This window comes from Odoribacter splanchnicus DSM 20712 (assembly GCF_000190535.1).
Lineage (GTDB): Bacteria > Bacteroidota > Bacteroidia > Bacteroidales > Marinifilaceae > Odoribacter > Odoribacter splanchnicus.
In genome coordinates this window covers 79,801-106,454 of record NC_015160.1, presented here as the reverse complement: position 1 = coordinate 106,454, position 26,654 = coordinate 79,801, and the positions used below count along the sequence as shown (strand labels likewise).

The 26,654-nt window shown below is 41.7% G+C and carries 21 protein-coding genes and 1 other RNA gene; 10 read left to right on the top strand and 12 right to left on the bottom strand.

The window, feature by feature from the left end:
• Positions 1 to 20 precede the first annotated feature (20 nt).
• The 7 genes from ettA to ODOSP_RS00430 form a co-directional block, all read right to left on the bottom strand.
• Positions 21 to 1,709 (bottom strand): energy-dependent translational throttle protein EttA, encoded by a 1,689-nt coding sequence (gene ettA, locus ODOSP_RS00460; protein ID WP_013610455.1) that lies wholly within the window; start codon positions 1,707 to 1,709, stop codon positions 21 to 23.
• Positions 1,710 to 1,850: 141 nt separating this feature from the next.
• Positions 1,851 to 3,203, bottom strand: coding sequence for a TlpA family protein disulfide reductase (locus ODOSP_RS00455; protein ID WP_013610454.1), 1,353 nt, complete (start codon positions 3,201 to 3,203; stop codon positions 1,851 to 1,853).
• A gap of 15 nt (positions 3,204 to 3,218) precedes the next feature.
• Positions 3,219 to 4,757 carry a PKD-like family lipoprotein gene (locus ODOSP_RS00450; RefSeq protein WP_013610453.1) on the bottom strand — a complete coding sequence of 513 codons (1,539 nt, stop codon included), beginning with the start codon at positions 4,755 to 4,757 and terminating at the stop codon, positions 3,219 to 3,221.
• 12 nt (positions 4,758 to 4,769) lie between these two features.
• Positions 4,770 to 5,642, bottom strand: coding sequence for a DUF4843 domain-containing protein (locus tag ODOSP_RS00445; protein ID WP_157741819.1), 873 nt, complete (start codon positions 5,640 to 5,642; stop codon positions 4,770 to 4,772).
• Positions 5,643 to 5,644: 2 nt separating this feature from the next.
• Positions 5,645 to 7,099 (bottom strand): RagB/SusD family nutrient uptake outer membrane protein, encoded by a 1,455-nt coding sequence (locus tag ODOSP_RS00440; protein WP_013610451.1) that lies wholly within the window; start codon positions 7,097 to 7,099, stop codon positions 5,645 to 5,647.
• A gap of 16 nt (positions 7,100 to 7,115) precedes the next feature.
• A complete protein-coding gene (locus ODOSP_RS00435) occupies positions 7,116 to 10,469 on the bottom strand; it encodes a SusC/RagA family TonB-linked outer membrane protein (protein ID WP_013610450.1) in 3,354 nt (1,117 codons plus the stop codon).
• Positions 10,470 to 10,576: 107 nt separating this feature from the next.
• Positions 10,577 to 11,725, bottom strand: a complete 1,149-nt coding sequence (locus ODOSP_RS00430; RefSeq protein ID WP_013610449.1) for a FecR family protein — start codon at positions 11,723 to 11,725, stop codon at positions 10,577 to 10,579.
• Positions 11,726 to 11,925: 200 nt separating this feature from the next.
• Between ODOSP_RS00430 and ODOSP_RS00425 the strand changes: the two genes are divergently transcribed.
• The 4 genes from ODOSP_RS00425 (at position 11,926) to ODOSP_RS20485 (ending at position 14,458) form a co-directional block, all read left to right on the top strand.
• On the top strand, positions 11,926 to 13,170 hold the full coding sequence (locus ODOSP_RS00425) for an AAA family ATPase (protein WP_013610448.1): 1,245 nt from the start codon (positions 11,926 to 11,928) through the stop codon (positions 13,168 to 13,170).
• An 8-nt stretch (positions 13,171 to 13,178) separates the two neighbouring features.
• On the top strand, positions 13,179 to 13,721 hold the full coding sequence (locus ODOSP_RS00420) for an RloB family protein (RefSeq protein ID WP_013610447.1): 543 nt from the start codon (positions 13,179 to 13,181) through the stop codon (positions 13,719 to 13,721).
• Positions 13,722 to 13,926: 205 nt separating this feature from the next.
• Positions 13,927 to 14,211, top strand: coding sequence for an RNA polymerase sigma factor (locus tag ODOSP_RS20490; protein WP_049782791.1), 285 nt, complete (start codon positions 13,927 to 13,929; stop codon positions 14,209 to 14,211).
• Between the two features lie 31 nt (positions 14,212 to 14,242).
• A complete protein-coding gene (locus ODOSP_RS20485; RefSeq protein WP_049782790.1) occupies positions 14,243 to 14,458 on the top strand; it encodes a sigma factor-like helix-turn-helix DNA-binding protein in 216 nt (71 codons plus the stop codon).
• Here ODOSP_RS20485 and ODOSP_RS00410 read toward each other — a convergent pair whose 3' ends face one another.
• The 5 genes from ODOSP_RS00410 to ODOSP_RS00390 form a co-directional block, all read right to left on the bottom strand.
• Complete coding sequence (locus ODOSP_RS00410) at positions 14,459 to 15,499, bottom strand: hypothetical protein (RefSeq protein ID WP_013610445.1); 1,041 nt, start codon at positions 15,497 to 15,499, stop codon at positions 14,459 to 14,461. It lies immediately after the preceding gene.
• Positions 15,468 to 16,016, bottom strand: a complete 549-nt coding sequence (locus ODOSP_RS00405; protein WP_013610444.1) for a redoxin domain-containing protein — start codon at positions 16,014 to 16,016, stop codon at positions 15,468 to 15,470. The genes ODOSP_RS00410 and ODOSP_RS00405 overlap by 32 nt, the downstream gene beginning before the upstream one ends.
• A 4-nt stretch (positions 16,017 to 16,020) precedes the next feature.
• Positions 16,021 to 17,028, bottom strand: a complete 1,008-nt coding sequence (locus ODOSP_RS00400; protein ID WP_083813694.1) for a BF3164 family lipoprotein — start codon at positions 17,026 to 17,028, stop codon at positions 16,021 to 16,023.
• A gap of 90 nt (positions 17,029 to 17,118) precedes the next feature.
• Complete coding sequence (locus ODOSP_RS00395) at positions 17,119 to 17,454, bottom strand: hypothetical protein (RefSeq protein WP_013610442.1); 336 nt, start codon at positions 17,452 to 17,454, stop codon at positions 17,119 to 17,121.
• Positions 17,455 to 17,779: 325 nt separating this feature from the next.
• Positions 17,780 to 19,384: an outer membrane beta-barrel protein gene (locus tag ODOSP_RS00390; protein ID WP_041556196.1), complete on the bottom strand. Its 1,605-nt coding sequence runs from the start codon at positions 19,382 to 19,384 to the stop codon at positions 17,780 to 17,782.
• Between the two features lie 480 nt (positions 19,385 to 19,864).
• On the opposite strand from ODOSP_RS00390, the gene ODOSP_RS00385 reads away from it, so the two are divergent.
• The 6 genes from ODOSP_RS00385 to ODOSP_RS00360 all read left to right on the top strand — a co-directional run bounded on the left by ODOSP_RS00385 (position 19,865) and on the right by ODOSP_RS00360 (position 26,654).
• A complete protein-coding gene (locus tag ODOSP_RS00385; RefSeq protein WP_013610441.1) occupies positions 19,865 to 20,416 on the top strand; it encodes a hypothetical protein in 552 nt (183 codons plus the stop codon).
• Between the two features lie 135 nt (positions 20,417 to 20,551).
• Complete coding sequence (locus ODOSP_RS00380; RefSeq protein ID WP_013610440.1) at positions 20,552 to 21,769, top strand: BACON domain-containing protein; 1,218 nt, start codon at positions 20,552 to 20,554, stop codon at positions 21,767 to 21,769.
• Positions 21,770 to 22,157: 388 nt separating this feature from the next.
• Positions 22,158 to 23,249 carry a phosphotransferase enzyme family protein gene (locus tag ODOSP_RS00375; RefSeq protein WP_022161352.1) on the top strand — a complete coding sequence of 364 codons (1,092 nt, stop codon included), beginning with the start codon at positions 22,158 to 22,160 and terminating at the stop codon, positions 23,247 to 23,249.
• 4 nt (positions 23,250 to 23,253) lie between these two features.
• Positions 23,254 to 24,657 (top strand): Gfo/Idh/MocA family protein, encoded by a 1,404-nt coding sequence (locus ODOSP_RS00370; protein ID WP_013610438.1) that lies wholly within the window; start codon positions 23,254 to 23,256, stop codon positions 24,655 to 24,657.
• A gap of 199 nt (positions 24,658 to 24,856) precedes the next feature.
• Positions 24,857 to 25,253: a transfer-messenger RNA gene (ssrA, locus tag ODOSP_RS19070) on the top strand.
• 171 nt (positions 25,254 to 25,424) lie between these two features.
• Entirely contained in the window at positions 25,425 to 26,654 is a 1,230-nt protein-coding gene (locus tag ODOSP_RS00360) for a site-specific integrase (protein WP_013610437.1), read from the top strand.

Sequence of the window (26,654 nt, the reverse complement as noted above, 5' to 3'; positions counted from 1 at the left end):
AAAAGGCTTCCCGCAATCTGTCAATCGGCGATCAATTTACGGTAACGCACCCGCTTGGGCTGGATATCGCCAAGCTGTGCACGTTTGTGTTCCTCGTATTCAGAATACGATCCTTCGTAAAAGACCACATTAGAATCTCCCTCGAAAGAAAGGATATGGGTACAGATACGATCCAGAAACCAACGGTCGTGTGAGACGACAACAGCACAACCGGCAAAGTTTTCCAAGCCTTCCTCGAGAGCCCGGAGGGTATTCACATCTATATCGTTAGTCGGCTCGTCGAGCAACAACACATTGGCATCGGCTTTCAGGGTAAGGGCCAGATGAAGGCGGTTTCTCTCCCCTCCGGACAACACTCCGCATTGCTTTTCCTGATCGGCTCCGGAAAAATTAAACCGGGAAAGATAAGCACGTGCATTAATCTCTCTTCCTCCGACCCGTATCGATTCCTGACCGCCTGAGATCACCTGATAAACCGTCTTTTTCGGGTCTATATCCTTGTGCGTCTGATCAGCGTATCCTATCCGCACGGTTTGCCCCACTTCAAATGTTCCTTTATCGATACTTTCCATCCCCAGTATCATTTTAAAGAGAGTTGTTTTTCCAGCCCCATTGGGACCGATAACTCCAACGATACCATTGGGAGGAAGGGTGAAATTCAGATCATCGAACAGCAACTTGGAGCCGAAAGCTTTCGCCACATGTTGTGCTTCTATCACTTTATTTCCTAAGCGGGGACCGTTCGGAATAAAAATTTCCAACTTGGTTTCCCGTTCTTTCTGATCTTCATTCAATAATGTCTCATAGGATTTCAACCGGGCTTTCCCCTTAGCCTGTCGGGCCTTTGGGGCCATATTGATCCATTCCAATTCATGTTCCAGTGTCTTGCGGCGCTTACTGGCCTGTTTTTCTTCCAGCGCCATTCGTTGGGTCTTTTGTTCCAACCAGGACGAATAGTTACCCTTCCATGGAATTCCTTCTCCCCGGTCAAGTTCCAGTATCCAGCCGGCCACATGATCCAGGAAATAACGGTCGTGAGTAATACAGATTACCGTTCCGGCATACTGTTGCAAATGTTGTTCCAACCAATCGATCGATTCGGCATCCAAATGGTTGGTCGGTTCATCCAACAGCAATACGTCCGGTTGTTGAAGCAGCAAGCGGCACAAGGCAACCCGGCGCCGCTCTCCACCGGAAAGCGTATCCACCACCTGATCCTCGGGGGGACACCTCAGCGCATCCATGGCCCGCTCCAAACGACTGTCCAGATTCCAGGCATCCGTAGCGTCTATCTTATCCTGCAATTCTGCCTGACGATTGATAAGAGCATTCAATTTATCCGGATTTTCCAACACTTCCGGATCTCCGAACTTTTGATTGACCTCCTCAAATTCCTTCAAAGCGTCCACAATATCCTGTACCCCCTCCTGCACAATCTCCTTAACAGTTTTGCCGGATTCCAGCTTCGGATCTTGCTCCAGATACCCTACGGAATATCCCGGAGAAAAAACCACTTCACCCTGATAATCTTTCTCGATACCGGCAATAATTTTCAACAAAGTAGATTTTCCCGAACCGTTCAAACCGATAATACCGATTTTCGCTCCATAGAAAAAAGATAAATATATATTCTTCAACACTTGTTTTTGAGGAGGAAATGTCTTGCTGACCCCCACCATTGAAAAAATAATTTTTTTATCATCCGCCATAATTCATGTAATCTTAATTGTTTTCTGCCCAATCTCCGGCATCGGGTACAAAGATACAATTAAAACGGCGAATTAAATAGGTTTATAAAGTCTGTAAAGAAATTATAAACCTATATAGTCCGACACCCCCGTCCCTCTGGTTTATCTTGCCAGTAAAGGTTCTATTTTTTCCCTATCCGATGGACGGGGAGCAAAAGCATTGATGATCCTGAAATTTTCATCGATCAACAAAAAACGGGGAATGGAAGTAATGTCCCAGGCATCGCCTACCACATAAGGATCGGCCAAAACTTCCTGAATATGAGCCGGCATACCGTCTTTTTTCAATCTCTTGACCCAAAGCTTTTCATTCTGGTCGATCGAAATACCGATAAACCGGATATCCGGATACTTTTCACTCAGTTTCTCGAACTCGGGTAATTGGAACAAACAAGGCAGACACCAGGTAGCCCAAAAGTCGACATACAACACCTTTCCCTTAAAATCGCTCAGCCGCATTTCTTTCCCGTCGATATCCTTAAAAGGAATATCCGGAGCCGGCCGGCCTTCCATCAATTTTGCCCGTTCTTGCAATTTTGCCTGAAAAGAATTACGTAACTCTTTATTCCGGATCTGACGGGAAAAATCGGTATACATCCGATAATCCTTAAGCATCAAGCCCTGATCCAACAATTCTGCATTTTTTAAAACCGTCATCCATTCCCTAAAAGCCGGAGAAAGAGCAAACTGAAACACCTGGGTCTCATGGCATTCCCGTAATATATTCCGTACATCGGAGATTTCAAGATAGCGATCGGAAGCACCGATCTTCTTTAACAAAGGTTCGGCCAGTGTCGCTACTTCCCGATAAAAGGCCTGTTTCTTTTCGAGTTTTACCTCAGGAGCATCATCGTAGTTACTCAATTGCCCCACAGAGAAATAATCCAGATAAGTCGCCAGCCGACAGGCTTCCAGCCGGATTTGTTCCAATTCCCGAAATTCCGGAGTCACTGCGGTCAAATGGGCTAAGGCGTCCAGGCTGGCATCTACAATACTGTCCACCTTATAGCGGTAAACCTCGAAACTCACTTTTTCTTTAGGAAGGCCGAATTCATTTAGCTCCCGTCCTATTTTAGCGATCTCACAACCGCTCAGTTTCGCACTGTTGCGCAAATAGTTATTGGCTTCTATTCCTTTACCGTTAAAAGTGGTTTTCGTAGTATTCCGGTTGAAAATAATCTCCAGATCATCGCCCGGAGTCAAATACAAGGTATTATGTCCCACTTTATAATAGGCCGGTTGTTTTAATTTCAATTTTAAATCGAAACGGCCGTTGGAATCGAGTATAATTTCTATCGTCCTATCATGATAGACTTCTGCTGCGATCCCATCACTATTCATCGATACCCGGTCCAATCCGAATTGTTTCAGCGAACCGGATATCTTCACTACTCCGGCCTTTGCCGATAAAGAACAAGAAACCAGTAACAGTATAAGTAATTTTATGATTTTCATAGGATAAATATTAAATTATTCAACAGCCCTCCAGCTCATTTTTTTGATTTTCATAAGCCCTTCCCAACATGATTTTTCGTCCGCCTCGAGTTCTACCTTATCCGGATTCACTCCCTGGATATATTTTTGCAGTTTTCCTCCGGTTGTCGCATTGTAAGTCGCCACATACAGCGGATTCGCATTCGGTTCGATCGCAGTATCACAATACAGCATCGTAATCGGATCACCCATATCGAAAGTGTAATGCCGTTCATTGCCTTTATTGTAATCGTAAGCATGCAAAGTTGCACCTACGGCATAATACACCACTGTTCTCCGGGAAGAAAAGGCATAAAAATCGGCCTTATCGAAATCTACAGCCCCCGCACCGATCGTATAACAATTCAATTTCGTCGGTCCGGAACCGACTGCCCGGAATTTATAGAGATAATAGGCCCCGGCCGGATCTTTCAGGATAGCGAACGAATTACCGTTAGAGCTCCCGACATCCAGGGTATTTTCCCCATAAACCAGAGTCCGTCCCGTCGTTCCCTGGTTCCAGGGGAACGGATCTCCTGCCTGATCTTCCAGCAAATCGGAAACAGCGATACTGTTCTTCACTGTCAGAAAACGTCGATTCTCCACATCAAACCATAAAAAACCACCCGAATAGCTATTCAATGTATAGAACAGATAAGGAAAAGCTTTATAGTAGGTATTCTGATCCGAAGTCAGACAATTCACCGGATTATTATAATAATCCCCTCCCATCAATAACGTACTGGCATTGAAAATATATCCGTTATTACATACGACTGTGCGATAGTAGCTAGACCCGCCGTTCTTACCAGCCTTATCTTTCACCCGCGGAATAATATCTACCGGTACGAATTCCGTGTCAAACGTCCGATCCATAAACAATAATTTACCGAACACATCACTTTCCGAACCGGCAAAAGTTTTACGATCCATGGAATAAGCCTGGGACCCGGTCAATACCCATAACTTGATATAGTTACTGTTTCCTGCCGCTCCTGTATGGATAATATCCACCGGATTTTTCAGGACCGGCAGCCCGCTGTTTTTCAATAATTCTTTGTATAAAACCGTATCTTTCACCATCGACAACATCTGCACATCTGCCTCTCCCTGAGCATTTTCACCGATCAGCAAGATACCTTTCGAATAAGCGGTTCCTACTTTCAATGTAGAAGTAGCCACCGTCACGACACCGGTTTGCCGGTCAGTCACCCTGAAATACAATACATAATCATTACGCGGTGCTAATTCAACCCGATAGTTCAATATCCGTTCCGTACCGATCAACTCTGTCGAATTATAAGCCACGTTAGCCCTCCATTCATAAGCAAAACGGGTGGTATCCCCGATATTTCCTTCCGTTACCGTCACCGTAGGATCGATTTCCAGCACACTTTCCCGGTAAACCGTTTCATAAACCGACTCCACCCCCTCTATGTTCACCTCACAAATGTCGTGATAATCGTACGAGCCTTTGTCATCATAGCATGCCGTCAACCCTAATGCGAATACAATAATATATACTAATCTTTTCATAATTATTTCTGTTTAATCGTAATAACCTTCTTCCGGTACCCAGGGTACACCTACTTTCGATAACCAGGGACAACCGCTGAACCACATCAAACGCCCATCCTCTTCCAAAACCGGTTTTTTGTCATTGTAGCATTGGATCAGATAGGTGGACATAGATTTATATATCAGCATTTGCAATGCACTCGGCATAGTTTCATTACTCATAAAATCATTATACGTCAAATTAAAACGCTCACAAATCAATTCCAGTTTTTTCCGGCTGAAAGCGCCCCAATTTCCGGATTCATACCCTCCATTATAGGGAGAAACGGCAGTACCGACCCAAACTTTAGGCTCTACCATAAAATCAGCAATACGCAAGGTATGTAATGAAGCATCGAAATGCTCATACACCGGCCCGGTCCGGTGTGAACCGATCAAGGCATCCCATTCCGGGAAAGCCAGAGAAAAATATTCGTTAGCCACCAATCTCAAGCCCAATCTCTGTTCTTTTTCCTGCAAGATATCGGTACGTATCAGGCGGACTTCCACCTCAGCGGCTGACTCACCGGCCTTGATCACACCTTCACGGGTCAAGGGCAGATAATCCACATTTTCCGTCAGATCGGTACTATCGGGATTGACTTCCACCAGAAAAATCCGGTCATACGTTTTCACCGGCCCGGTAGCCATCACCTTCACCGACAGCGTTGCGGTATCTCCCGGCAAACTGATAAAATTGACATTCGTATAAGGTTGGTAAGGCCAAGTTTTTTCACTGCCCCAGGAATCTCCCCATTGTACGGCAAAATAAACTCCTTCCAATCCTTCATAATCCATCAGGTCCTTTTCACAACCCGACAACATCAAAGGTAAAATCCATATATAATATAAAATTCTTTTCATAATCATTCATTTGAAATATCTGTACTACTGATTCGTTGATCGGTTTCGCTTTCCGGAAGCGGAACGACATACTTGGTCAGTTCTACGTTCTTCGTTCCTGTAGCCTGATTTCCATCGGGGATATTTACCATTTCCTGGCGTTTATAGAAAAAGAACAGTTGCCCCTCACCCAACATTTCTTTTTTATATTCATTCGCCAGAATATTGATCCGGTTGTCTTCCGTCAGGGCAAGGCTGTTACAGTTTCTGGCATTACGGAAAGTGTTCAGGTAAACGGAAGCTTCGCCCAGCTTACAACATTCAACCGCAATCAGATACATTTCGCTCATCCGGATCAGGGGGATCATATATTGCCGGCTGGCTGTCACATTATCCTGCTTTTCGAATTTGCGATGATAGAGTACCGAAGTTCCGTTTTTATTATAAGTAGACCAAACCGAATAACGGTAATCATTCTCATTATCGTATAAATCATCTCTCCGGGCAGTGCCGGCTAAGGTGAGAATACTGGTCGACTCGAGTGTCGGAGCAAACAAATCCTCATGTAATTTTTCCCGGGAAGAATGATAGGTTCCGAACAATACTTCGGAATAGAATACCCGGTCGGGATTCGATGAAGTAGCTTCGCTATTCGTTACAAAAGGGAAAAATTCCGCTCCTTCAGCCTGTCCTTCGGCAATCACTTCTTTGGCCGTAGCCGCAGCTTTTTCCTTATCTCCTCCCCAAAGCTGAACCCGGGCCATCAGGCCCTTTGCTGCAAAATAATTCATCCGGAAACGCCTGTAATTCAAATCTGTATCGGAAAATTCCTCTTCCACAAAATAAGGATCCGTATCTTTCAGCAAACCGACAGCATTTTTCAGATCGTCGAGAATCAGTCCGACGACTTCCGATCCGGACAGTAAAGGAGTAACCGTCTGATCCGAATTCGTCTGATAAGGAATACTTTCTTTATCCAATTCGGAGGTCAGGGGACCGAACAGACGCAACATATCAAAATGAAGCATAGCCCTTAAAGCCAAAGCCTCCCCTTTGATCGACCCCTTCCAGACAGGCGAAAGTCCGGCTTTATTTTCATCACATTTTTCGATAATCGTATTGCAACAGGCAATCACCGCATAGCATTTCTGCCACATGTTATCGAACAGGGCCTTCTCATCGTTTCCGGTATAAACCAAACCTCCATAGTTATAGAAAGCATGCGACGAAGAAGCAACACTGTAATACTGTCCCATCACATCCAAAGCACCGGCAGTCAGGTTTCGGCCATACAATTCATTCGTATTCAATTCAATATACACCCCGTTCAATGCCTTCACAAATCCCTCCCGGTCATTGAAAAGCATCTCCTCCGACAAACGATCCGAAGGCGTCACATTCAGCCATGACTCACAGGAATAGAAGGATAGCAGAAGTAAAGCCAGACCGTATTTGATGATGAAATTCAACTTTTTCATTTTCATTCGTTTTAATTTAAAATCTTAATCCCAAAGACATGGATACCGAACGGGCAAAGGGATAATCGATACCCCGTTCATTTTTCACGGTTGAAATCCGGAAAATATCGTTCATATAAGCTCTTACCGTCAATGATGAAGCGCCGACCGATTTCAGCCATTTTCCCTGGCTCTCGTACCCCACCGATATAGACTCTCCTGAAAAGACGTTGTTGTCGGCGACAAACCGGGAAGACATCGGCGTATCGGCTGTCGTTGAAATCGCCCGGAATTTAGCATTATCGCCCGGTTCTTTCCAACGATCGTACAAAGCCCGCTTATCCTGATTATAGTGGACATCACTGAACGAAATATTTTCTACCTTATTGTACAAGGTCTCCATAAAGATCTGCCCACCCAACCGGTAACGGAAATTGGCAGAAGCCGAAAAACCTTTATAGTAAAAAGACATGCCGACAACCCCTTCCAGTTTCGGATCACTATTTCCTACGACCACCTCATCCTCGACATTATAAGCAAAACTCTGGGTACCGTCTTTATGCAAAAAGATCTCACGTCCCGTAGCCGCATCTATTCCGGCAGAGCGGACAGCCCATAAATCCGAAGGACTTCCGCCATCGTAATACCGCAACATATTCTTGGTCTTATTTTCATCATTGAACCGGGACAGACAGGAACTGACATTCCGGTATTCCGAAGTCAGATGCCGCAAGGTCGCGTTTACCTGCCAAAGCAAGTGTTCTTTTTTCAACAAAGCATAATTCAGCACAACCGTATATCCTTTCGTCACCTGTCCGCCGACATTAGCCGGAACGGAGGTACCTCCCGTAGACGAAGGAACTCCGGTATAAACCAACAACGGATCGGTTTTCTTTGAAAAATAATCGAAATTCACCCGCAAACGGTTATTAAACACCACTAAATCCAAACCGATATTCCGGTCCAGCGTTTTTTGCCACTCCAGGTCCGGATTTCCGAAATTATTGATGATAGCGCTGACTCCCCAAGGATTGGTGTGATGATTATTATAGGTATAAATTTTCATCGCAATATAAGCATCGAAGTTCTGGTTTCCGGGATTTCCGATCGAAGCCCTCAGTTTCAGCATATCCAGCCAACCGGCCCCTTCCAGAAAATGTTCGTTGTGGATATTCCATCCAAGTCCCACCGACCAGGTATTGGTAAAAAGTTTGTTCACCCCGAAAATGGAAGCCCCGTCTGCCCGCCAGTTGGCATCCAGCAAATAACGGTTGTCATAAGCATAACCGAGATTCACATAATAGCTGGCCGTCCTTTTCTTAACATCCTGATATACTTTTTTATCTGGATTATATTCCTGAGCAAAAGAAGGGTTGGAAAATTCATCGTCGATAAATCCCCGCATAGTATATCCGTTCAGATTCGAAGTCGACTGGGTAAAACGCATTCCGGCCACCGCATTTACCATATGCCGTTCTGCCAGTAATTTTCCGTAGGTAACACTCAAATCACCGTCATAACCGAAAACGTGTTTTTCCGATTCCGTATAGGCCCCTTTCTCATTATCTTCCTTACCCACAAATTCCGAATTGAAAGGCGAAGAAAATTTCTCTGCCTGCTCGTTGGATTTATTCACCCCTATCCTCGCCCGGATCCTCAATTCGTCTATTACCCGCCAATCGGCTTCAAAGTTGTTGGTTATCCCTAAAGTATGGGTACGATCGAAATTTGTATTAGACAAATCGTAAAACGGTCCGTATACATTTTCGTTTATTATTCTAAAGGTATTTATATCAAAATAAGAAAAAGACTCCAGCACTTTTACAGGTTCTCCGTTTTCGTCCGTTTTCCGGTAATACGGATTGGTTTGGGCGAATCTTTTAAAAGAAACGCTCTCCCGTTCTGCCCTGGTATAATCCACATTCAAAGAATTGGTAAAAGCTACACGGCCTTTCCGGTAAATGAGCCGGACATTTCCATTCAATACATCCCGGTCCGATCCCTTCATCACTCCCTGGGTTTTTCCGTAACTCACCCCGACACCATAACGCATCACTCCGTCGCCACCTTCCAGAAACAAATTGTGTTTGTGTGTCGTAGCAAAACGCAGGGGCTCGTTCATCCAGTAGGTATCCACCCCTCTCCGCACTTCCTGCAAACGCATATTATATTTTCTTTCCTGCTCGACACTTCCCAAATACCCGTCCGGTCCCCAGCTTTGATAAAGTCCGGAAAGCAATTCGAACTGCAATTTTTCCTCGGCATTCATCAAATTATAATCCGACAGATCGGCAAAAGTAAAATTCAGGTTACCGGTATAATTCAATCTCAGCTGCCCGGCTTCGGGAGCTTTCGTTTCTACGACCACGACTCCATTGGCTGCTTTCGATCCATATATAGCGGTAGCGGCTGCGTCTTTCAGCACAGTAATACTCTGTACCCGGTCCATACTCAAATCACTGATCGTCGCCAGAGTCGACTCGAAACCGTCGAGGATAAATAACGGTTGGTTGGGATCGGTATTATATTCTTCGGTCAAACCGATTACACTGGTTTTCCCCCGGATTTCGATATTGGGCAAATGGTTGGGGTCCGAACCGAAGTCATTGTTTTCGATAATGGCAAACGAAGGATCGAGTGTCTTCAGACTTTCGAGTACATTCGAGTTACCGATCATCTTCAGCTCTTTATTGGTAAATGTAGCCGACGAACCGGTAAAGCTTTCTTTCTTTCGGGTAAAAATACCGGTCACCACGACTTCGTCCATCTCGGCCACTTCTGTAACCAAGGTGATATTCAATTCTTTTTCTCCTTTCCATCTCACCGCTTTCTTTTCCATACCGATAAACGAATATACCAATGTCAATTCCTTCATCTCAGGCACAGATAAGACATATTTTCCGTCAGTATCGGTCACCGTACCCAGCGAAGTACCCTGAATCTGTACCGTTACTCCCGGTAGCAAACTGCCTTTTTCATCCGTCACCTTACCGACAATTTTCACTTCCTGAGTTTGTTTCTGCGGTACACTTTTCTGTTCCCGGATAATCACCAGATCATCTTCGATCAGGAAAACAAAGGGACTTCCTTTCAAACAATCTTCCAAAACTTCTTCGAGGCCCACCCCTTTCAAATCCACCGAAACCGGTTGGAATTGTTTCACTGCATCACTGTCATATACAAACTTATATTCGCTCACTTGCCTCAAATATTGAAACACATCCGCCAAAGAGGCTTTTTTCATCGAAATGTCGAATTTTTTTTGTTGTGAATAGACTGCAGCCTGTAAATTCAGCGAACACACGAGTAGAATCAACACCGTCTTCATCATAATCAACATACGGGGTAATTTCGTGAGTACGAAACTACCGTTCCTTAAATTTTTTTTCATACATTTGTAAATAAAGTTAATAATACGCTCTACTCCCCACGAAGGAGTATCGATATGTTAATGTAAAGCAGTACATGTGCCCGCATGTATTGCTTTTTTAATATATCCTACTGTTCGATAACCACCGTTTTTCCGCTTACCCGAAACCGTGCCCGCCCGGTCTTTTCAAGCTTCGATAAAATGGTTGCGATATTTTCATACCGCTGAATATCCAAAGAAAAATGGGCTTCCTTCAAATCCGGTTTGGCGAAAAAGAATTCCACATCATACCACCGGGCCAGTTTGGTCATAATTTCCTCGAGCGATGCCTCGGTAAAATGGAATAGTCCGTTAGTCCAGCCGATATAATCTTCCGCCACCACCTGTTTCAGAGTAAACCGGCCTGCTTCCACCGCCAATTGCTGATCCGGCTGTAATACCTGAGTTTTATCCCCGACAGCTACTTCTACTTTACCCCTGACCAGCGTAGTCGTTACCCGGGAATCCTCCGGATAAGCTTCCATATTGAAAAGGGTTCCTAATACTTTTACCGCCAAATCAGCCGTTCTCACGACAAAAGGCTGTTCCTCCTTCCGGGCTACATCGAAACAAATTTCTCCCTCCATTTTCACCTCCCGCAGCTCCCCCGTAAAACGGACGGGATAAGTCAGGCGAGACTCCGAATTCAACCACACCCGCGTTCCGTCGGCCAAAACTAATTCGTATTCTCCTCCACGCGGTACAACAATCGTATTCCATTCCGCTTTTTCTTCCCGATCCTCCTTCCCGGCATCGTATTTCACCATTTTTCCGGTCGTTACAATCGTAGTTCCTCCCGCAACAGCAATCGTTTGGCTCGAAGAGTCGCCTATACTCACCTGTTCTCCGTTTCCTAAAATCAGTGTCGCCCTAAAACCTTTCGTCCCCCCTGATGTTCCGGCAACCACCGGTTCGGCAACAGGCTCTCTCATCCATAAAAATGTTATACCCAAACAAATAACCACACAAGCAGCTGCTACTGTTACCCACCAATTGAATACCCGCTTTTTCCGGAACAGTTTTTGTTCAAATCCTTCCCATTCTTGCTTTAGCTCCAAATAATCCGGATAATCAATATCCCGAAGCAATCTTTCCCGGATTTCCATATACTCCCTTGCATGCTTTTCAGAAGAGTTTTTCCACACCTCCAAATCCTCCGCCTCACGTCCAGAAAGTACTCCGATCAATTCGCATGCAATCAACCGGGCAATTTCATATCGTTTTTCTAATTCTTGCATTGCTTCAATCAATTATCCAATATTCAATTTTTTTTCTCATTTTTTATATATAACGATCCAATTTAAAAAACGGGTGAGTAGAAAATCCAAAAACTGGATTAAAAGCCAGGCTGCTTCTAATTTATAAAAAGTTGTCCGAATTATGATTTTGTTATTTAATTTGTTATATTTGCAAAAGAATTACAAATTTGGAGAATAAAATGGTACTTGAAATTCGTTTGAGCAACTTCTTCTCAATTAAAGATGAGGTGGTACTGGATATGCAGGCAGCAAGCATACAGACCAAAAAAGCAAAGGAACTTGAAGAAAATACATTTGTATGCGGTAATGAGCGCTTGCTTAAAACTGTTGCCATTTATGGTGCAAATGCCTCAGGAAAGAGCAGTGTTATCAAGGCTATTCGCGCTTGTGTGGGAATGATATTCTCATCTCACAATTACAACGAGAATACGATATTTGCCTTTACTCCATTCAAATTCGGGAGCATTGGCAAACCAAGTACATTCTTCATTCGCTTCCTTCTTGAGGGTATCGAATATGAATATTCTTTTGAACTCAATAAAGTTGAGATACTGAAAGAGGCTCTGTACTACTATCCCAATGGTCGTCGTTCACTGATATTTTCTCGTGATGAGACAAAGGGACCCGACAAAAAGGATATCTATGAATTCCGTTCGGTGATTCGCCGCCCTATGGATGTTGCTGCCAATACATCCAGGAAAACGCTTTTCGTGTCGCGTGCCAGTCAGATGGATCGTGATGTTGCAAAAGATGTTTTCCGGTATTTCAATGAGCGTTTTATTCTGAATTATTTCGGATATAATTCGTTCTCTGTCGAGCGCTTGTTGAATGAGAACAAAGAGCAGTTCCTTAATGTGCTGCGAATTGCCGACAGCGACATTGTCAAAATCGACAGCCGGCACGAGAATAAAGTCCTGTCTACTGCAGTGATTGACCCTGCAGACAATCAAATATTGTCAGTAGAAGATATTCAGAAACCACAGCTGGTCATTACGACCTATCACAGAAATAACCCGGATGTTCCTTTCAACTTTTTTGCAGAAGAGTCTGATGGAACACAGCGTTTATTCAGTATGATGCTGACGATTCTGGATATCGTCAAGAATAATAAAATCTTGTTGATAGATGAAATTGAGACGCAGTTGCATATAAAACTGGTAGAGTATATTATTGGTTTGTTCAATAAAAGCGAATCGGCGCAGCTGATATATACTACGCACAATACATACCTGCTTAATACCAACAAGTTACGTAAGGATCAGATATATTTTGTCAACAAACGGGATGACGGGTCCTCGGATTTGTATTCGCTGTTTGATTACAAAGATTTCCGCGACGGGCTGGATGCAGAGAAGGCATATCTGCAAGGTCGTTTTGATGCCATCCCGTATATTGACGAACAGACGGATAGTTTTATAAAATAGAAACTGATATGGGACGACAAATAAGAAAGTCCAAAGGCAAAACAATGAAGCCAAACTTCTTTGTTTTCTGTGAAGGGGAGTCTGAGGTTGCCTATATCAGTCACCTCCGTTCACAATACCGTGCGCCTATTCAGATTATCCCAAGAAAGAGCGATTCGAACATATCCGTTCGGTATATAGAGAATTGCAAACGGGAATATGTTGCAACCCAAAATGATAAAACATTTCTAATGTTTGACCTAGATGTAAACGGAATGCTGGAACACCTGCAAAGTATTCCAGATGTAGTATTGCTGGTGTCGAATCCGTGTATTGAGTTGTGGTATTTGCTACACTTTGAGGAGTGTCATGCCGAACTAACTCAAAACGCTTGCATAAAAAAACTGAAAAGACATCTTGAACACTACACAAAGGGAACTTTGGCATTAAATGAGAAACAGCAACTGTCCGAAAAGACATCAAAAGCAACAGCAAGAGCCAAGGTGTTGAAGACATATAATAATCCATCAACTACCATCTATAAAATGATAGAATTGCTGGAAAGTTCGTAATTTGAAGATTATGAAGAATAGAGAAATAACATCAGCTATTACCAGAGAATTTACGAGAGATACAGACTAAACAATAATGAGAGTTTGTGTTTTACATTGGAAAATAAAGGCTTGTAAATCTCAAAAAAACAATCAAAAATGTATATTTGCAAAAACGTTTATTTATTTTATCCGTTTCAATTTTTAGACGAACGTTTTTCACAGGATGTTGACCAATAGCCAAGGATTTAAAAGATTTTTCGAGCTCTATTTCGAACCCGTATACCGTTTTGTCCGGAAATATACGGAAGAAGATGCTATTGCCCGGGACATTACACAGGATACATTTATCCGGCTTTATGAGCGCAGAAGGGATTTCGACGTGCCTGAAAAAGCAAAATCTTTTATCTATATCACAGCCCGGAATCTCTGTCTGGATCATCTTAAACACCAGAAAAATAAAACAACAATACCAACAGACACAATCGGTATCAGAGGCCAAAGACCCTGATTTTCTGCATGAAATCACCTATCAGGAAACTTTGCGGATTCTCCATCAAGCTATCGATACTCTTCCCCCTCAAACCCGAAAAATCATTTTATTGGGTCTGAACGGAAAAAACAACAACGAAATCGCCGAAGCCCTGAACATTTCGGTCAACACGGTAAAATCCCTGAAAAAAAGTGCCTACACCAGTTTGAGGGGGCAACTGAAAGATCCCATGCTCTTCCTGCTTTTCTTATTAATCGATAGTTAATCAGCAATCACAACGTATATATAATAATTGATACTGATTTTTAGAATCAACACCTAAAGCATATATCTGATTTTCTCCATCTCCGCAAAGACCATATATCTCATAATCTTTGGGAAAGTCATAGCGATATCGGGGACGTCCTTCCCAGGTCCAAAATAATAAATAGCGTTGCCCGTTATTTTGATAGAGAGTAATGATGTATTTTTCTGAATCTATTGACAATCCCGGGAAAAAATAAAAAACCAACTGCCTCTCCAGATTGAGTTGGTCTTGAAAGGTAAGCAAAGTGTGAGGAATCGAAATTCTTTTTACGGGTTTTATCGTAAAGCGATCTACATCTATCAAATCGAACAATTGATAATATTTTCTGAAAACTGCAAATCTGTTTCTGTTCTTTTGCTTGATAATAAACGCGTCATTCCAATAGTCGGGAGAGAGTAAAGTCATTTCCTTTTCTGTAGGAGGATAACAGGAAGTTGAAGGATAAAAAGCCTGATGAGACTGTTCATATACACCATATCGTGTTTTTTTTGTCGTAGTCTGACCGAAAAAATAAGTTGCTGTTTCATCTGTCGGATAAACACTAACAAAATAATAGTCGTCTAACCAGTTAAAAGAATCCTTGTTTCTGATACGAAAAGAATAAGTCGCGACCTCTTTGATCGTATCGCGAATTAGTATATCCATCCTGCATTTCCTGGCCAATTGAATACTTGTTACCATACTATCATTCAGTTTGTATAATAAATGGGCACCATCGACATTCTTATATTGGGAAAGTATCTTTCCGGGAATATGATAGGTATGAAGAACTGTCCCACGCATTGCATGACACCTGTCCCATACAACATAATCTTTAAGCATAACCATTGAAACCGTATTACTCAAGATATCGATATCTGTCGTATATACAGGCAATAATTCCAAAGTACCTTTATCGCTGAACTGACTTAAAAACGGATTAGAAAAAGAACAACCAGTCAATACTAACACCGGAATCATAATGTATCTAAATATCATTTTCCGCTCGATCGATTTCATTTTTATACAGGGTAGCTATTTTATTTGAAATAATAGGGTTACCTATTACTACAATTTTTCCGTTAGGATCGATTAAAAATGTGTTCAACAATTTATTATCTGGCAATTTATTCATTTTTATATAATGATTTTCAGGATCATATATAATGGGCTGTGTAAAATGAATGGATCTTTCATTCATGATTTCAAAAGATGAATATATCTCAGCATAAATAAAACACAGAAACCTTACCTTATCTGATGGGAATTGTGATAAAAGTTGTTTCCATTTTATAAGATCTTCAACGCAAGCATAACAATCCCCATAAATATAAGTTGTGATTCTATAAATTGAATCACTCGTATATTTAGCAGGATTTTGAAGATAAATCGAATCACTACATTGCTTAATTAAAATATGCTGAGGTAATTTAAGTTGTCTATTTAAATATTGATTAACAAATTGAGTATATTCTTTTGTCGAAGTTTGGCATGAAATACAGGATATAAACAACAAAATACAAATGTTTAGCTTCATTACTTTAAAGTTTAAAATGAATCAAATTGTAATTTTCTCCAATTAAAGCGATACCATAAAAATTTAATGAATCATCTCCAGTAAAATTTAATAAATGACAGGGAAGTTTATAACTATTCAAAGGGTTTCCATCCCAATCAAAGGTCAGAATAAACTCCGAATGATCTTGTTTGTATAAAGCACACACATACTTCGATAAACCGACAAGTTTAGAGGTGAAGACACGATTGGGTGTGCCTTTTTCACTCGGTCTATATACCCCGGACACCATTTTCCATTTAAAATGTGTAAAAATATTTCTTTTCACTAATATCAGTGAGTCATTTTTTATTTCTAAAATATCGATTATGTGGTGTTTATCTTTAAAAGCCATATACTTCTTCATTCCAGGGTGACGAACAATATGACTGTAATATATTCTAGATTTTCCGTTCAAGGTCAGATTGTCATTCACCCCTTTAGGATAAGATATAAAGGGCCTTAACATTTTACTGTTACGATTATATAAAGCATAGTTTTTTTCTAAATTACCAGTTCCTGTAACAAAATAAATCGAGTCGTTTCCATAGTGGACATCTAGCATAAAATGATTGGTCGGATAGGAAGGTAAAAAAATGATGGTATCATTACTTAATTGCAAAAACATCAATTTGGCAAGAGTCCTGTCAAATATGAAAAGAATACTATCATTAATTTTTTCTAAACCGTATCCTTCAGTAAATTCATTATTTCCTCTTCCCCTTTTACCAAAATTATTTTTTTTATAATGAATTAAATCTATGGATGAAAAAATAGTATCTCCCGTAAATTGTGAATAAATAATTTTATCTTTCATTTTGACCATGCTAGGTATAAAATCCACAACCAAATCGGTAGAATCCAGCACGGTAATTTCAATATCATGAGAAGGTATGAAATTTTTTAAAAAGTTGTTTTTTGTATTCTGAGATCTATTGCATGAGAAAAGCAGGAATAAATGACAGAGTAAGATAAAATATGGACTCTTCATCATACTAGGTATTTTAATCAAAATATCAAATAAAGTTCTGAACACATAGTAATAAATACTCTATATCCAGAACATACTATATTTCTCTATAAACTAATAACAATTTAATCCTACATCTATTGCATGTTTTTCAACCCAACCTCTTCCTTGATAACCAGGGCAAAAATGGCTTTGTCCATCATTAATATATCCTGTTTTATTTCCAGGATTATTGGGATCGGCAGGTACGCTATAATCATAATATAGACAGCCATGTTCTTCTTCCGGACATTTAACACAAATGCATGAATATTCACCTGCAGCAGAAGCAGAACTTGCTTCCAATAAAGTCTTCAAATTGACTTTATTTTCATGATCAGCTGTTAAACGAGATTCAACCATATTTATTATGGTTAGGATAAATAAAATTCCTAATAAATATTTTTTCATAATATTGTAATTTATAATTCTCTCAATATTCTCACTCATTTATACAATATAATCTTCACCTAGTGATAATTATAACAATATATTTACTTACATGATAGCCTCTCTTTCTTTTTACGTTATTTTCTCCTGAATTCCCATCAGTTTGTTTTCAATTTTTACACCATCAGGTGATATTCAGCAATAAAGATCAGTTTAATTATTGGGAAAATGAAACATTTGACACAAAGTTTTGTCCTATATTTGTCCCATGAATTGTTAAATCTGGCCAGAAAAACTCAATATCATGCAAAGAAAATTCGAATAAAGAATGCAGTTAGCGGGTCCTTTATTTTTTTTCAATCCGGTCAAAACGGTAAGAGAAGGAAAGCATATAATAATCCTGCGTACTGGTCGAACTATTCATCCGGGTATACAAATCGGTCACGGAATAGTGCACCTGACTGCGGTCACGGAAGATATCGTTGGCCCGGAATACCAATTCGGCCTGTTTCTTTTTACCGAATTTCTTACCCAATTCAAGGTTCAGACGATTATTCGACCGGCTGGTCACTGTCCCTGTTTTGTTCCAATAATAAGTATAAAAATAGTCTCCTCCCACAAAAAAACCTTTCCAGAAAAGCCACCTGCAATTGGCCATTACCGTCTCTTCGAGATTCTGAGCTTTACCGGTGGATGAATTCCGGGAATGGGAATAGCTTGTAGCATGCCGGCAATAAAAGTCGAAATTCTCCGATAAGTCGGTATTGACGCCGATACTGATTTGTCCCCGATGCATCTGAGTGACATTCTGCTGATCATCGTAAATCGAGGGTTGATGCGAATAACTGTAATCTCCCCCGAAATCCAAATGGATTTTTTTCACCGGCATCGAATAATTGGTATGTACATTCATACTCCACATCCCATTCAAATTCACCGGCATGGTCAACGAACCTCCCTTCGACACCAAATATCCATCGATCAAGGTGTCTTTACCGATAAATTTTACATTGGAAGAGATCTGATTGATCGTCTGCTGTACATCGAAATTAGCCCAGAAAAACCGGGAATTCATCGGTTCCGAACTGGTATACCTCATCGAAAGATGATGCGAATAAGACTTTTTCAATCCAGGATTTCCCTTAGATACTTGTAAGGGATTGCTGACATTCAATACATCCTGCAATTGCACGGCCGACGGAGAAGAAGTATTTCCATTGTAGTTGACACTGACATTCCGTTTCTCACTCATCCGGTAGGATAGCTCTGCCCGGGGTGAAATATCGAGATAGTTGGATCCGACCAAAGAATCGGGTTTCCCGATAAACCTGTTCCGGTTTTCCATCTGCATCAGACGCAACGAACCACCCCCGTTCAGCGTAACTTTCTCTTTATGATAATTATAATTTACCCCGAAATTCTGACTGACTTGTTTATTGATCGATTTATTCGTTAAGGCCGTATCTATCCCGATCAGCTCTTCGAATACGGCATCCCGGTAAGCCAGGCTATGCCGGTCCGACTGATCTTTACTCGTCAGGAAATGATAATTGAAGCTAATACGCGCAAACTTCGTCAAAGGCTCGGAATAAGACAATCCGGTACCCATTGAATAGTTTATCCGTTCATTATCGTTTTTCTGAAAACGCAAACTATCTCCCCGCTCGGTTATTTTCTCGTGTATATGCTGATAATCACCGGAATTCGATTCATTATACCCTCCACTGAATTGAAATGTCAAGGTACGTCCTGTCTTTTTAAAAGCATGCATCCACGAGAAATTACCTCCTGCCCGTTTACTATCGTTTTTATTGATGGCTTTCGTTTCTGTTCGATTTAAGGTATCCCCGTTTTCCATACTGCTATTCCAGGACAAACTCTCCTGATTTCCCCGGGAAATAGTAAAATCGGGATTGAACCGGATCCGGTTCTTGTCATTGATCTTTGTCACGAAAAATCACCTTATAAGTCGGAATAATATCATTTCTGGGAGGCTCGGAAGGAGCAGTCTCCGGGAAAGGTTTGTATTTCTAACAAAAAAAGGAGAAAAATAAGATTGTTCTTACTCAATCTTGAACTAAAACAATACCCCTAAGTGTGAGTATCGAAAACATTTCATATCTTTGTTGCGTCCTTTACAGGATAGCATTTTAAAGATGAAAGTGTTTCACTTTTATCCTTGACAGGAAATCTGACAATTTCGAGAATACAAGGATAATCAATACAAACACTCATCACTTGTCTGTTGATGTATCGTCAAAGTACATACGGATAAGTGTGGGGTATTGTTTATTTGTATTCGGGTTTTGTCAGAACCTCCTGTCAGATAAAGCAAGGCTCCACACTTTCTTTTTATAATCAACCGGCCAATCGGAGTCTGTGGTCATAAAACGATTTGAACATCAGTTATAAAATTCAAATTCATTGCATTATGAAAAAAATTTCATTCATTCTGCTGGCTTTGCTATGCTGGTCAAGTATGGTGTCGGCACAGGAAAATAACAATCGTTTACGTAAAAAGTACCGCAATCTGAGTTTTGTAAAGCAGGAATTCGAACCGGCTTCTTACTTCGGTATGGATCAAACGCTCAAAAGTAATTTCGGAGCAGCTTTCACCGTCGGCAGGACTTTTTATCTTCATAAAAAACCGATAGCCGGTTTGATCCGTTTCGGTCTCGACGCCACCTGGTTCGATTTGAATTACACCAATTACAAACTCGAATACCGTTGGGAAGACAATTACGATGAGGAAGAAGAACCAGAAACCAGTAATTTCCATCAAGCTGAAATCGGCATGCAAGTAGGTCCTTCTGTTACCGTCAACCCGGTCGGGAAACTAAACGTCAACGCTTATTTCCGGTTTGCCCCCAGTTTTTCAGCTTTATACGACGACGATACCCTCCTGGGAAACTATGCTTCTTATTTTATCACCGGCGGCGGTATCTCTTACGGAGTTATCGGCCTTGGAGTGGAGTCCAGATAGGGAAGTTGTAAATTTAAATCTTTCGGAAGCGGTGATTCCGAAGAAGACGAACAGGAGCCGGCACCCGGAAAATCCAAATTCAACGGAATGCGTGTTTACCTATCCTTCAGATTTTAATATTAAATCAGCTTAATCATGAAAAAGATATTACTATTCATTCAGTTGTTTATTGCTGTATGCCTGACAGCCTGTTATACCAATGTGATTACCGATTATGAAGGCGAAGGCGACGGAGGCGGCGGAGGCAATCCTTCCAATCAATTTATAACCCTGTCCGATCCTGCTCAACTCAATCAGACAGCTTATGCCGACTCTCCCTCCTGCGAGATCACTTTTACCACCACCTCTTCGTGGGAGAGTTATATCCAAAACGATGAAGCCCGCTCCTGGGTTACCGTAACCCCTTCTGCCGGAGAAGAAGCCGGGGAACATACCGTGCAAATATTATTAGATGAAAACACGACAGGAAATCCCCGGACAGTTCGAATCGACCTAAACTGTCAAAGCCAAACCGAAACAATCACAATCAATCAGGAAGCTGTCCGGCAGGACGGCAGTTTCCCGGAATCTTACGAACCGGATCCCTTCGAAGCCTGGGTGGAGCGCATTACCATCACAGAAATCACAGAAGGAGTAGAAAACCGGAATAATTGGCTGGAAATCAGATTCGGTTACAACGATGACCAAATTCAGTATATTGAAAAAACAGGCATTTATACAGAAAATATCGAAGGTGAAGAAATTCAAAATGAAACGATACTGTCGGATATTCATATAAATTATATGCCCGAAGATCACCGTTTATTTTATGAGCAGAATATTTATGAAAATAACAATCAGGTTACTCAAAAACTTTACAGCGAATGTATGCTGAACGAACAAGGCCATATCAGGGAAAATCAGGCAACTTACTTCGACATGATGAGTAATGAAGAGCCCATATCGATTGTATATCGTTACAAAAATTTCCGTTTACAAAATATCGGTAGCGACCAGGAACAGTTCCAATATATATGGTCGGATCAAAACAGAGTAGAAACACAGGAAAAAATCACAAGTGACGCTGAATATGCTACTCTGGAAACCTTCACGTACACCACGGAAGAAAATAATAAAGCCAACCTGGACCTTAATCAACTTTATCAGGAGGACTACCTGTCGATGGTCGGTTTGCTAGGGAAACGCAGCCAAAATCTGTTGGCTTCGATCAGCGACAAAAAAGGCAGCAGAACAGAATTCAGTTATACTTTCAACATGTCCGGTTATGTAGAAACCATTACAGCCACCCATTTCTCTGAAGGTATTAAAACTCCGACGAAACAAGTGTATACTATCTTTTATCAAGGCTTTTGAAGTTGAAAATCCACATCCTTTTCAACGATTACGGAGTAATTTTCAACTTTCAGGTCCTATCTTTTTCAGTGACAACGGTTACAGTGATCAGATTTGATTTCCATAACCGTTGTCACTAAAAAACGGCAGGATTATTTCGGTATTTGTTCGTCTTCGGTATTCGTGTCCGGGAACGCGATCGCTTCTGTCGGTCGTCTGCCTTTTTCTTTCATTGACCGGTGGTATCTGACGAACGTAGTGAGGAGTTATGCTATACATCTCCCTCACAAAATTACCCCTTTCCGCGAGAAACACAAACAAAAAAAATTCAGAAAATTTAATTCAGAAATCAAAATTCCAATTCTTCGGAAAATTGACTATTTTAGCAGATCATTTTATCACCATTTTCATGACAGATTTAAAAGCAATCACTTCACATTTTGCCATTTCGGGAGAGGTGGCAGAAATAAAACCGCTAGGATCGGGGTTGATCAACGATACCTTCCTGGTAACAACCCGATATCCCGATACCCCGGATTACGTATTACAACGCATCAATCAGGCTATTTTCACGGATGTTCCTTTATTACAGGAAAATATCCGTTACATTACCTCCCGTATCCGTTACCATTTGCAACAACGGAATGCAAACGATATCGACAGGAAGACATTGACTTTAGTACCTGCTACAGATGAAAGGCTTTATTATTACGACGGCAACAGTTACTGGCGGCTGACTATTTATATCGCCGGATCGAAGACTTTCGAACAAGTGACACCGGACCTGGCCTATCAGACCGGAAGAGCTTTCGGAGAATTTCAATACTTTCTGTCAGACATTCCGAATCCACCGATCGGAGCGACCATTCCCGACTTTCACAACATGGAATTCCGCCTCGGACAGTTCCGGGAAGCAATCGCTCGAGACAAAGCGGCCCGTCTGGCTAAAGTGCAACCGATCGTGGATGAATTGCTCGGACGTTCTGAGGAAATGTGCCGGGCTGAACGGCTTCATCGCGAAGGAAAATTACCTAAACGCATTACCCATTGCGATACAAAAGTCAACAATATGCTGTTCGATCAGGATGACCGTTTTCTCTGTGTGATCGACCTCGACACAACGATGCCTGGATTTGTATTGTCGGATTTCGGTGACTTTATCCGTACCGCTGCCAATAAAGGAGCAGAAGACGATAAAGAATTGGACCGGGTAGGTCTCGATATGGAAATATTCCGGGAATTTGCCCGGGGCTATCTCGAAACGGCAAGTGCCTTCCTTACCCCTATCGAAAAACAATTGTTACCCTATGGGGCACAACTTCTAACCTATATGCAAACCGTCCGTTTTCTGACCGATTACCTCAACGGAGATACATACTACAAAATCCAATATCCCGAACACAACCTGCAACGGACCTTGGCTCAATTGACCCATCTCCACAGCATAGACAGTCATCTGGAAGAAATGAATGCCTGGATTAATCAACTCTCAAATCAGTAATTATATGAAAAAAATCACTTACCTATTGACCGCTTTTCTGATCCTGGGCATCAGCAGTTGCCAATGTCCTAAATCTTCGGATCAAACGACTCCCAATCTGATTCGCACCGCTATTCCGGAACGTCCGGCCGGTCAGACAGACGTCATAGGCCTTCGCTGTGCACCCCTCGACACCGTACGGGTCGGTTTTATCGGATTAGGCATGCGCGGCCCGGGGGCCGTCTATCGTTTTACCCAAATCGAAGGTACCGCCATCAAAGCCCTCTGTGACCTTTATCCCGAACGGGTAGAAAAAGCCCAGGAGATCCTCATCAAAAACAATCGTCCCCAGGCTGCCGCCTATAGTGGAGAAGAAGGCTGGAAACAACTTTGTGAACGCCCCGATATCGATCTGGTATATATCGTCACTCCGTGGTTGCTGCATACTCCCATAGCCGTTTACGCCATGGAACACGGTAAACATGTCGCCATCGAAGTCCCCGCAGCCATGAATCTCGATGAATGCTGGCAACTGATCAATACTTCCGAAAAGACCCGCAAGCACTGTATGATGCTGGAAAACTGCGTATACGACTTTTTCGAACTCACCACCCTGAATATGGCCCAACATGGATTGTTCGGTGATATCCTCCATGTCGAAGGTTCGTATATCCACAACCTGGAAGAATTCTGGGCGGCCTATCAAGGCAACTGGCGGCTGGATTTCAATGAAAAATACCGGGGGGATGTATATGCCACCCACGGCATGGGACCTGCCTGTCAACTCCTCGACATCCACCGGGGAAATAAAATGAACTACCTCGTTTCTATGGATACCAAAGCCCTGACCGGCCCGAAACTGGTAGAAAAGATCAACAAACGGGACGGTAAGGATTTTCAGAACGGAGACCATACGATGACGATGATTATGACCGAAAACGGCCAAACCATGCACATCCAGCACGACGTCATGAATCCCCGGCCTTATTCCCGGATGTACCAACTGACCGGCACCGAAGGTTTCGCCAACAAGTATCCGGTAGAAGGCTATACATTCCGTTCTCCGGAGCAAGTCGAAGGTGTACCCGATCACGAAAATTTAAGTATGCACTCGTTCGTCCCGGCAGATGTGAAACAGGCGCTGATGGAGCAATACAAACACCCCATTCAGAAAGAACTGGAGGAAAAAGCCAAAAAAGTCGGCGGACACGGTGGCATGGACTTCATCATGGATTACCGGTTGGTATATTGTTTACGCCACGGCCTCCCTCTCGATCAAGATGTCTATGACGCAGCCGAATGGTCCTGTCTGGGCGAACTCACCCGCCTCTCCATCGAAAACAACAGCATGCCCGTCGAGGTCCCCGATTTCACCCGGGGCAGTTGGCAAAAAATGAAGGGATACCATCATTTTATGATCGGAGAATAATTTTACCCCTCATTCAAAATAAAAATCGTGCAGAACCTTCCCGGATCTGCACGATTTCATTTTTGGTATTTATATAGATATTTACATGAAATGTACGTTTGTAGGTATAAATATGTATATAACTACCAAAAATTATAAATTTAAGTCTCTTTTGATATGATTTACCGGGTTTCTTCCTATCTTTGTCCTCGCATACCATGGGGCAGACCTGGATTTGACAGCATGAAGAATAGGTATGTAAGCATGTCGGGAGCAGTGAAACGGCCCGTAAATCCCGGACACAAAATTTTAGTTGGCGAAAATAATTACGCTCTCGCTGCCTAATCTTTAGAAGATTGAAGGCTTAATCCCTGTTCAAGGAACGGGGACGGGACATCCCGCCGGTGGTTCCACCTTATTCCGGTCGGCATACGGGGTGCAGTCAATTTAAGGTTAGTCTTAGCCCACCTTTGGCGAAAGGCGAAAATTTAAGAGGATAAGCGATGGCTTGGGTGTCACTTTCCGGACCATCGTCGAAAACCAATAAGCGACTAAGCATGTAGAAAGCATATGGATTCCGTGTTTGGACCAGGGTTCGATTCCCTGCTGCTCCACCGATTAGAATTAAACCACTGATTTACAGTGGTTTTCTTTTTCTCACAACCTATAAATTTTCGTATTCTGGTCCATTATTTGGTCCACTTATTTTCCTAAATCTGGTCCATTTTTCAAGGTGGACCAAATATCTTCATAAGTAACAGAAGCAGTGGCATTTAATGGTCATTATTATGCTATCAAAAACCCTTATTTATTACTTCCACTACAACTCAAAAGAGTCCACTAACGGATTAGCCCCAATCTATTGTAGAATTACAGTAAACAGCACTCCTAAAAAGTTTGCCACAGGTTTATATGTACAGGCTAATAATTGGGATACTGTAAAACAAAAAGCCAAAGGCAGAAACGAAGAAGTACAATTCATTAATTTCAAACTGGATTGCCTAACCAAACAAATCAAAGACTGTGAACGTAAATTAATTGATACGTTAGGGACATTTAGTATTGAAGACCTCTATTTCCAACTTAAAGGCGGGGCAGAATTAACAGGTGATACTTTTCTAAAATTAATGAAAGACCGCCTTGATGTGATGGGCAAACTTGTAGGAACAGAATATTCCAAAGATACATACAGAAAATTCAAAGACGTATATAACCACACAATCAATTTTATTAAGAAGCAATACAATATGAGCGATATACCTTTGAAAAAACTGGATTATCAATTTATAGCTGCTTTTCAGCAATATCTTCTTACAGACCGCAAGCAAATACCCAATACCGTCAATAAAACACTGCAAAAGGTTATTGAAGTTGCAAAATATGCAGTAAAATGTGGTTACTTGGAAAAGAATCCTTTTAATGCGTATGAGCGATTGAAAGTTGGTACTAAGTCTATTACATTTCTAACTGATGAAGAAATTGAACAATTAGAAAATTATCATTTCACACAACACAGATTAGAGCAAGTAAAGGACTTATACCTGTTTTCCGTTTACACAGGTTTAGCTTACAGAGAAGCAGCCAATCTATGTAAAGCACATCTCATAAAAGGATTGGATAATGAAATATGGATAAACATGACACGTCAAAAGACAGGTAACAGTATGGAGATTCCCCTACTACCTCCTGCACAAAAAATTCTTTCTAAATATATAACAGGTAACGAACCTATTAATAAACCATTATTACCTATGATTAGTAATCAACGTATGAACTCCTACCTGAAAGAAATTGCAGAAATATTAGGTATCAATAAACGGCTGACCACACATACAGCACGTAAAACATTCGCCAGTACAATACTGCTAAATAATGACGTTCCTATCGAAATTGTCAGTAAATTATTAGGACATTCCTCCATACGCGTAACAGAAGCAGCCTATGCACAGGTTATGAATAAAAATACCAGCAGACACATGAACCAACTAAAACAAAAACTTTATACAGAAGAAAACTAA

Excerpts from the sequence above, each read along its gene's own strand:
- ettA (WP_013610455.1), bottom strand. The coding sequence starts at position 1,709 with ATGGCGGATGATAAAAAAATTATTTTTTCAATGGTGGGGGTCAGCAAG.
- ODOSP_RS00455 (WP_013610454.1), bottom strand. The coding sequence starts at position 3,203 with ATGAAAATCATAAAATTACTTATACTGTTACTGGTTTCTTGTTCTTTA.
- ODOSP_RS00450 (WP_013610453.1), bottom strand. The coding sequence starts at position 4,757 with ATGAAAAGATTAGTATATATTATTGTATTCGCATTAGGGTTGACGGCA.
- ODOSP_RS00445 (WP_157741819.1), bottom strand. The coding sequence starts at position 5,642 with ATGAAAAGAATTTTATATTATATATGGATTTTACCTTTGATGTTGTCG.
- ODOSP_RS00440 (WP_013610451.1), bottom strand. The coding sequence starts at position 7,099 with ATGAAAAAGTTGAATTTCATCATCAAATACGGTCTGGCTTTACTTCTG.
- ODOSP_RS00435 (WP_013610450.1), bottom strand. The coding sequence starts at position 10,469 with ATGAAAAAAAATTTAAGGAACGGTAGTTTCGTACTCACGAAATTACCC.
- ODOSP_RS00430 (WP_013610449.1), bottom strand. The coding sequence starts at position 11,725 with ATGCAAGAATTAGAAAAACGATATGAAATTGCCCGGTTGATTGCATGC.
- ODOSP_RS00425 (WP_013610448.1), top strand. The coding sequence starts at position 11,926 with ATGGTACTTGAAATTCGTTTGAGCAACTTCTTCTCAATTAAAGATGAG.
- ODOSP_RS00420 (WP_013610447.1), top strand. The coding sequence starts at position 13,179 with ATGGGACGACAAATAAGAAAGTCCAAAGGCAAAACAATGAAGCCAAAC.
- ODOSP_RS20490 (WP_049782791.1), top strand. The coding sequence starts at position 13,927 with ATGTTGACCAATAGCCAAGGATTTAAAAGATTTTTCGAGCTCTATTTC.
- ODOSP_RS00410 (WP_013610445.1), bottom strand. The coding sequence starts at position 15,499 with ATGAAATCGATCGAGCGGAAAATGATATTTAGATACATTATGATTCCG.
- ODOSP_RS00405 (WP_013610444.1), bottom strand. The coding sequence starts at position 16,016 with ATGAAGCTAAACATTTGTATTTTGTTGTTTATATCCTGTATTTCATGC.
- ODOSP_RS00400 (WP_083813694.1), bottom strand. The coding sequence starts at position 17,028 with ATGATGAAGAGTCCATATTTTATCTTACTCTGTCATTTATTCCTGCTT.
- ODOSP_RS00395 (WP_013610442.1), bottom strand. The coding sequence starts at position 17,454 with ATGAAAAAATATTTATTAGGAATTTTATTTATCCTAACCATAATAAAT.
- ODOSP_RS00385 (WP_013610441.1), top strand. The coding sequence starts at position 19,865 with ATGAAAAAAATTTCATTCATTCTGCTGGCTTTGCTATGCTGGTCAAGT.
- ODOSP_RS00380 (WP_013610440.1), top strand. The coding sequence starts at position 20,552 with ATGAAAAAGATATTACTATTCATTCAGTTGTTTATTGCTGTATGCCTG.
- ODOSP_RS00375 (WP_022161352.1), top strand. The coding sequence starts at position 22,158 with ATGACAGATTTAAAAGCAATCACTTCACATTTTGCCATTTCGGGAGAG.
- ODOSP_RS00370 (WP_013610438.1), top strand. The coding sequence starts at position 23,254 with ATGAAAAAAATCACTTACCTATTGACCGCTTTTCTGATCCTGGGCATC.
- ODOSP_RS00360 (WP_013610437.1), top strand. The coding sequence starts at position 25,425 with ATGCTATCAAAAACCCTTATTTATTACTTCCACTACAACTCAAAAGAG.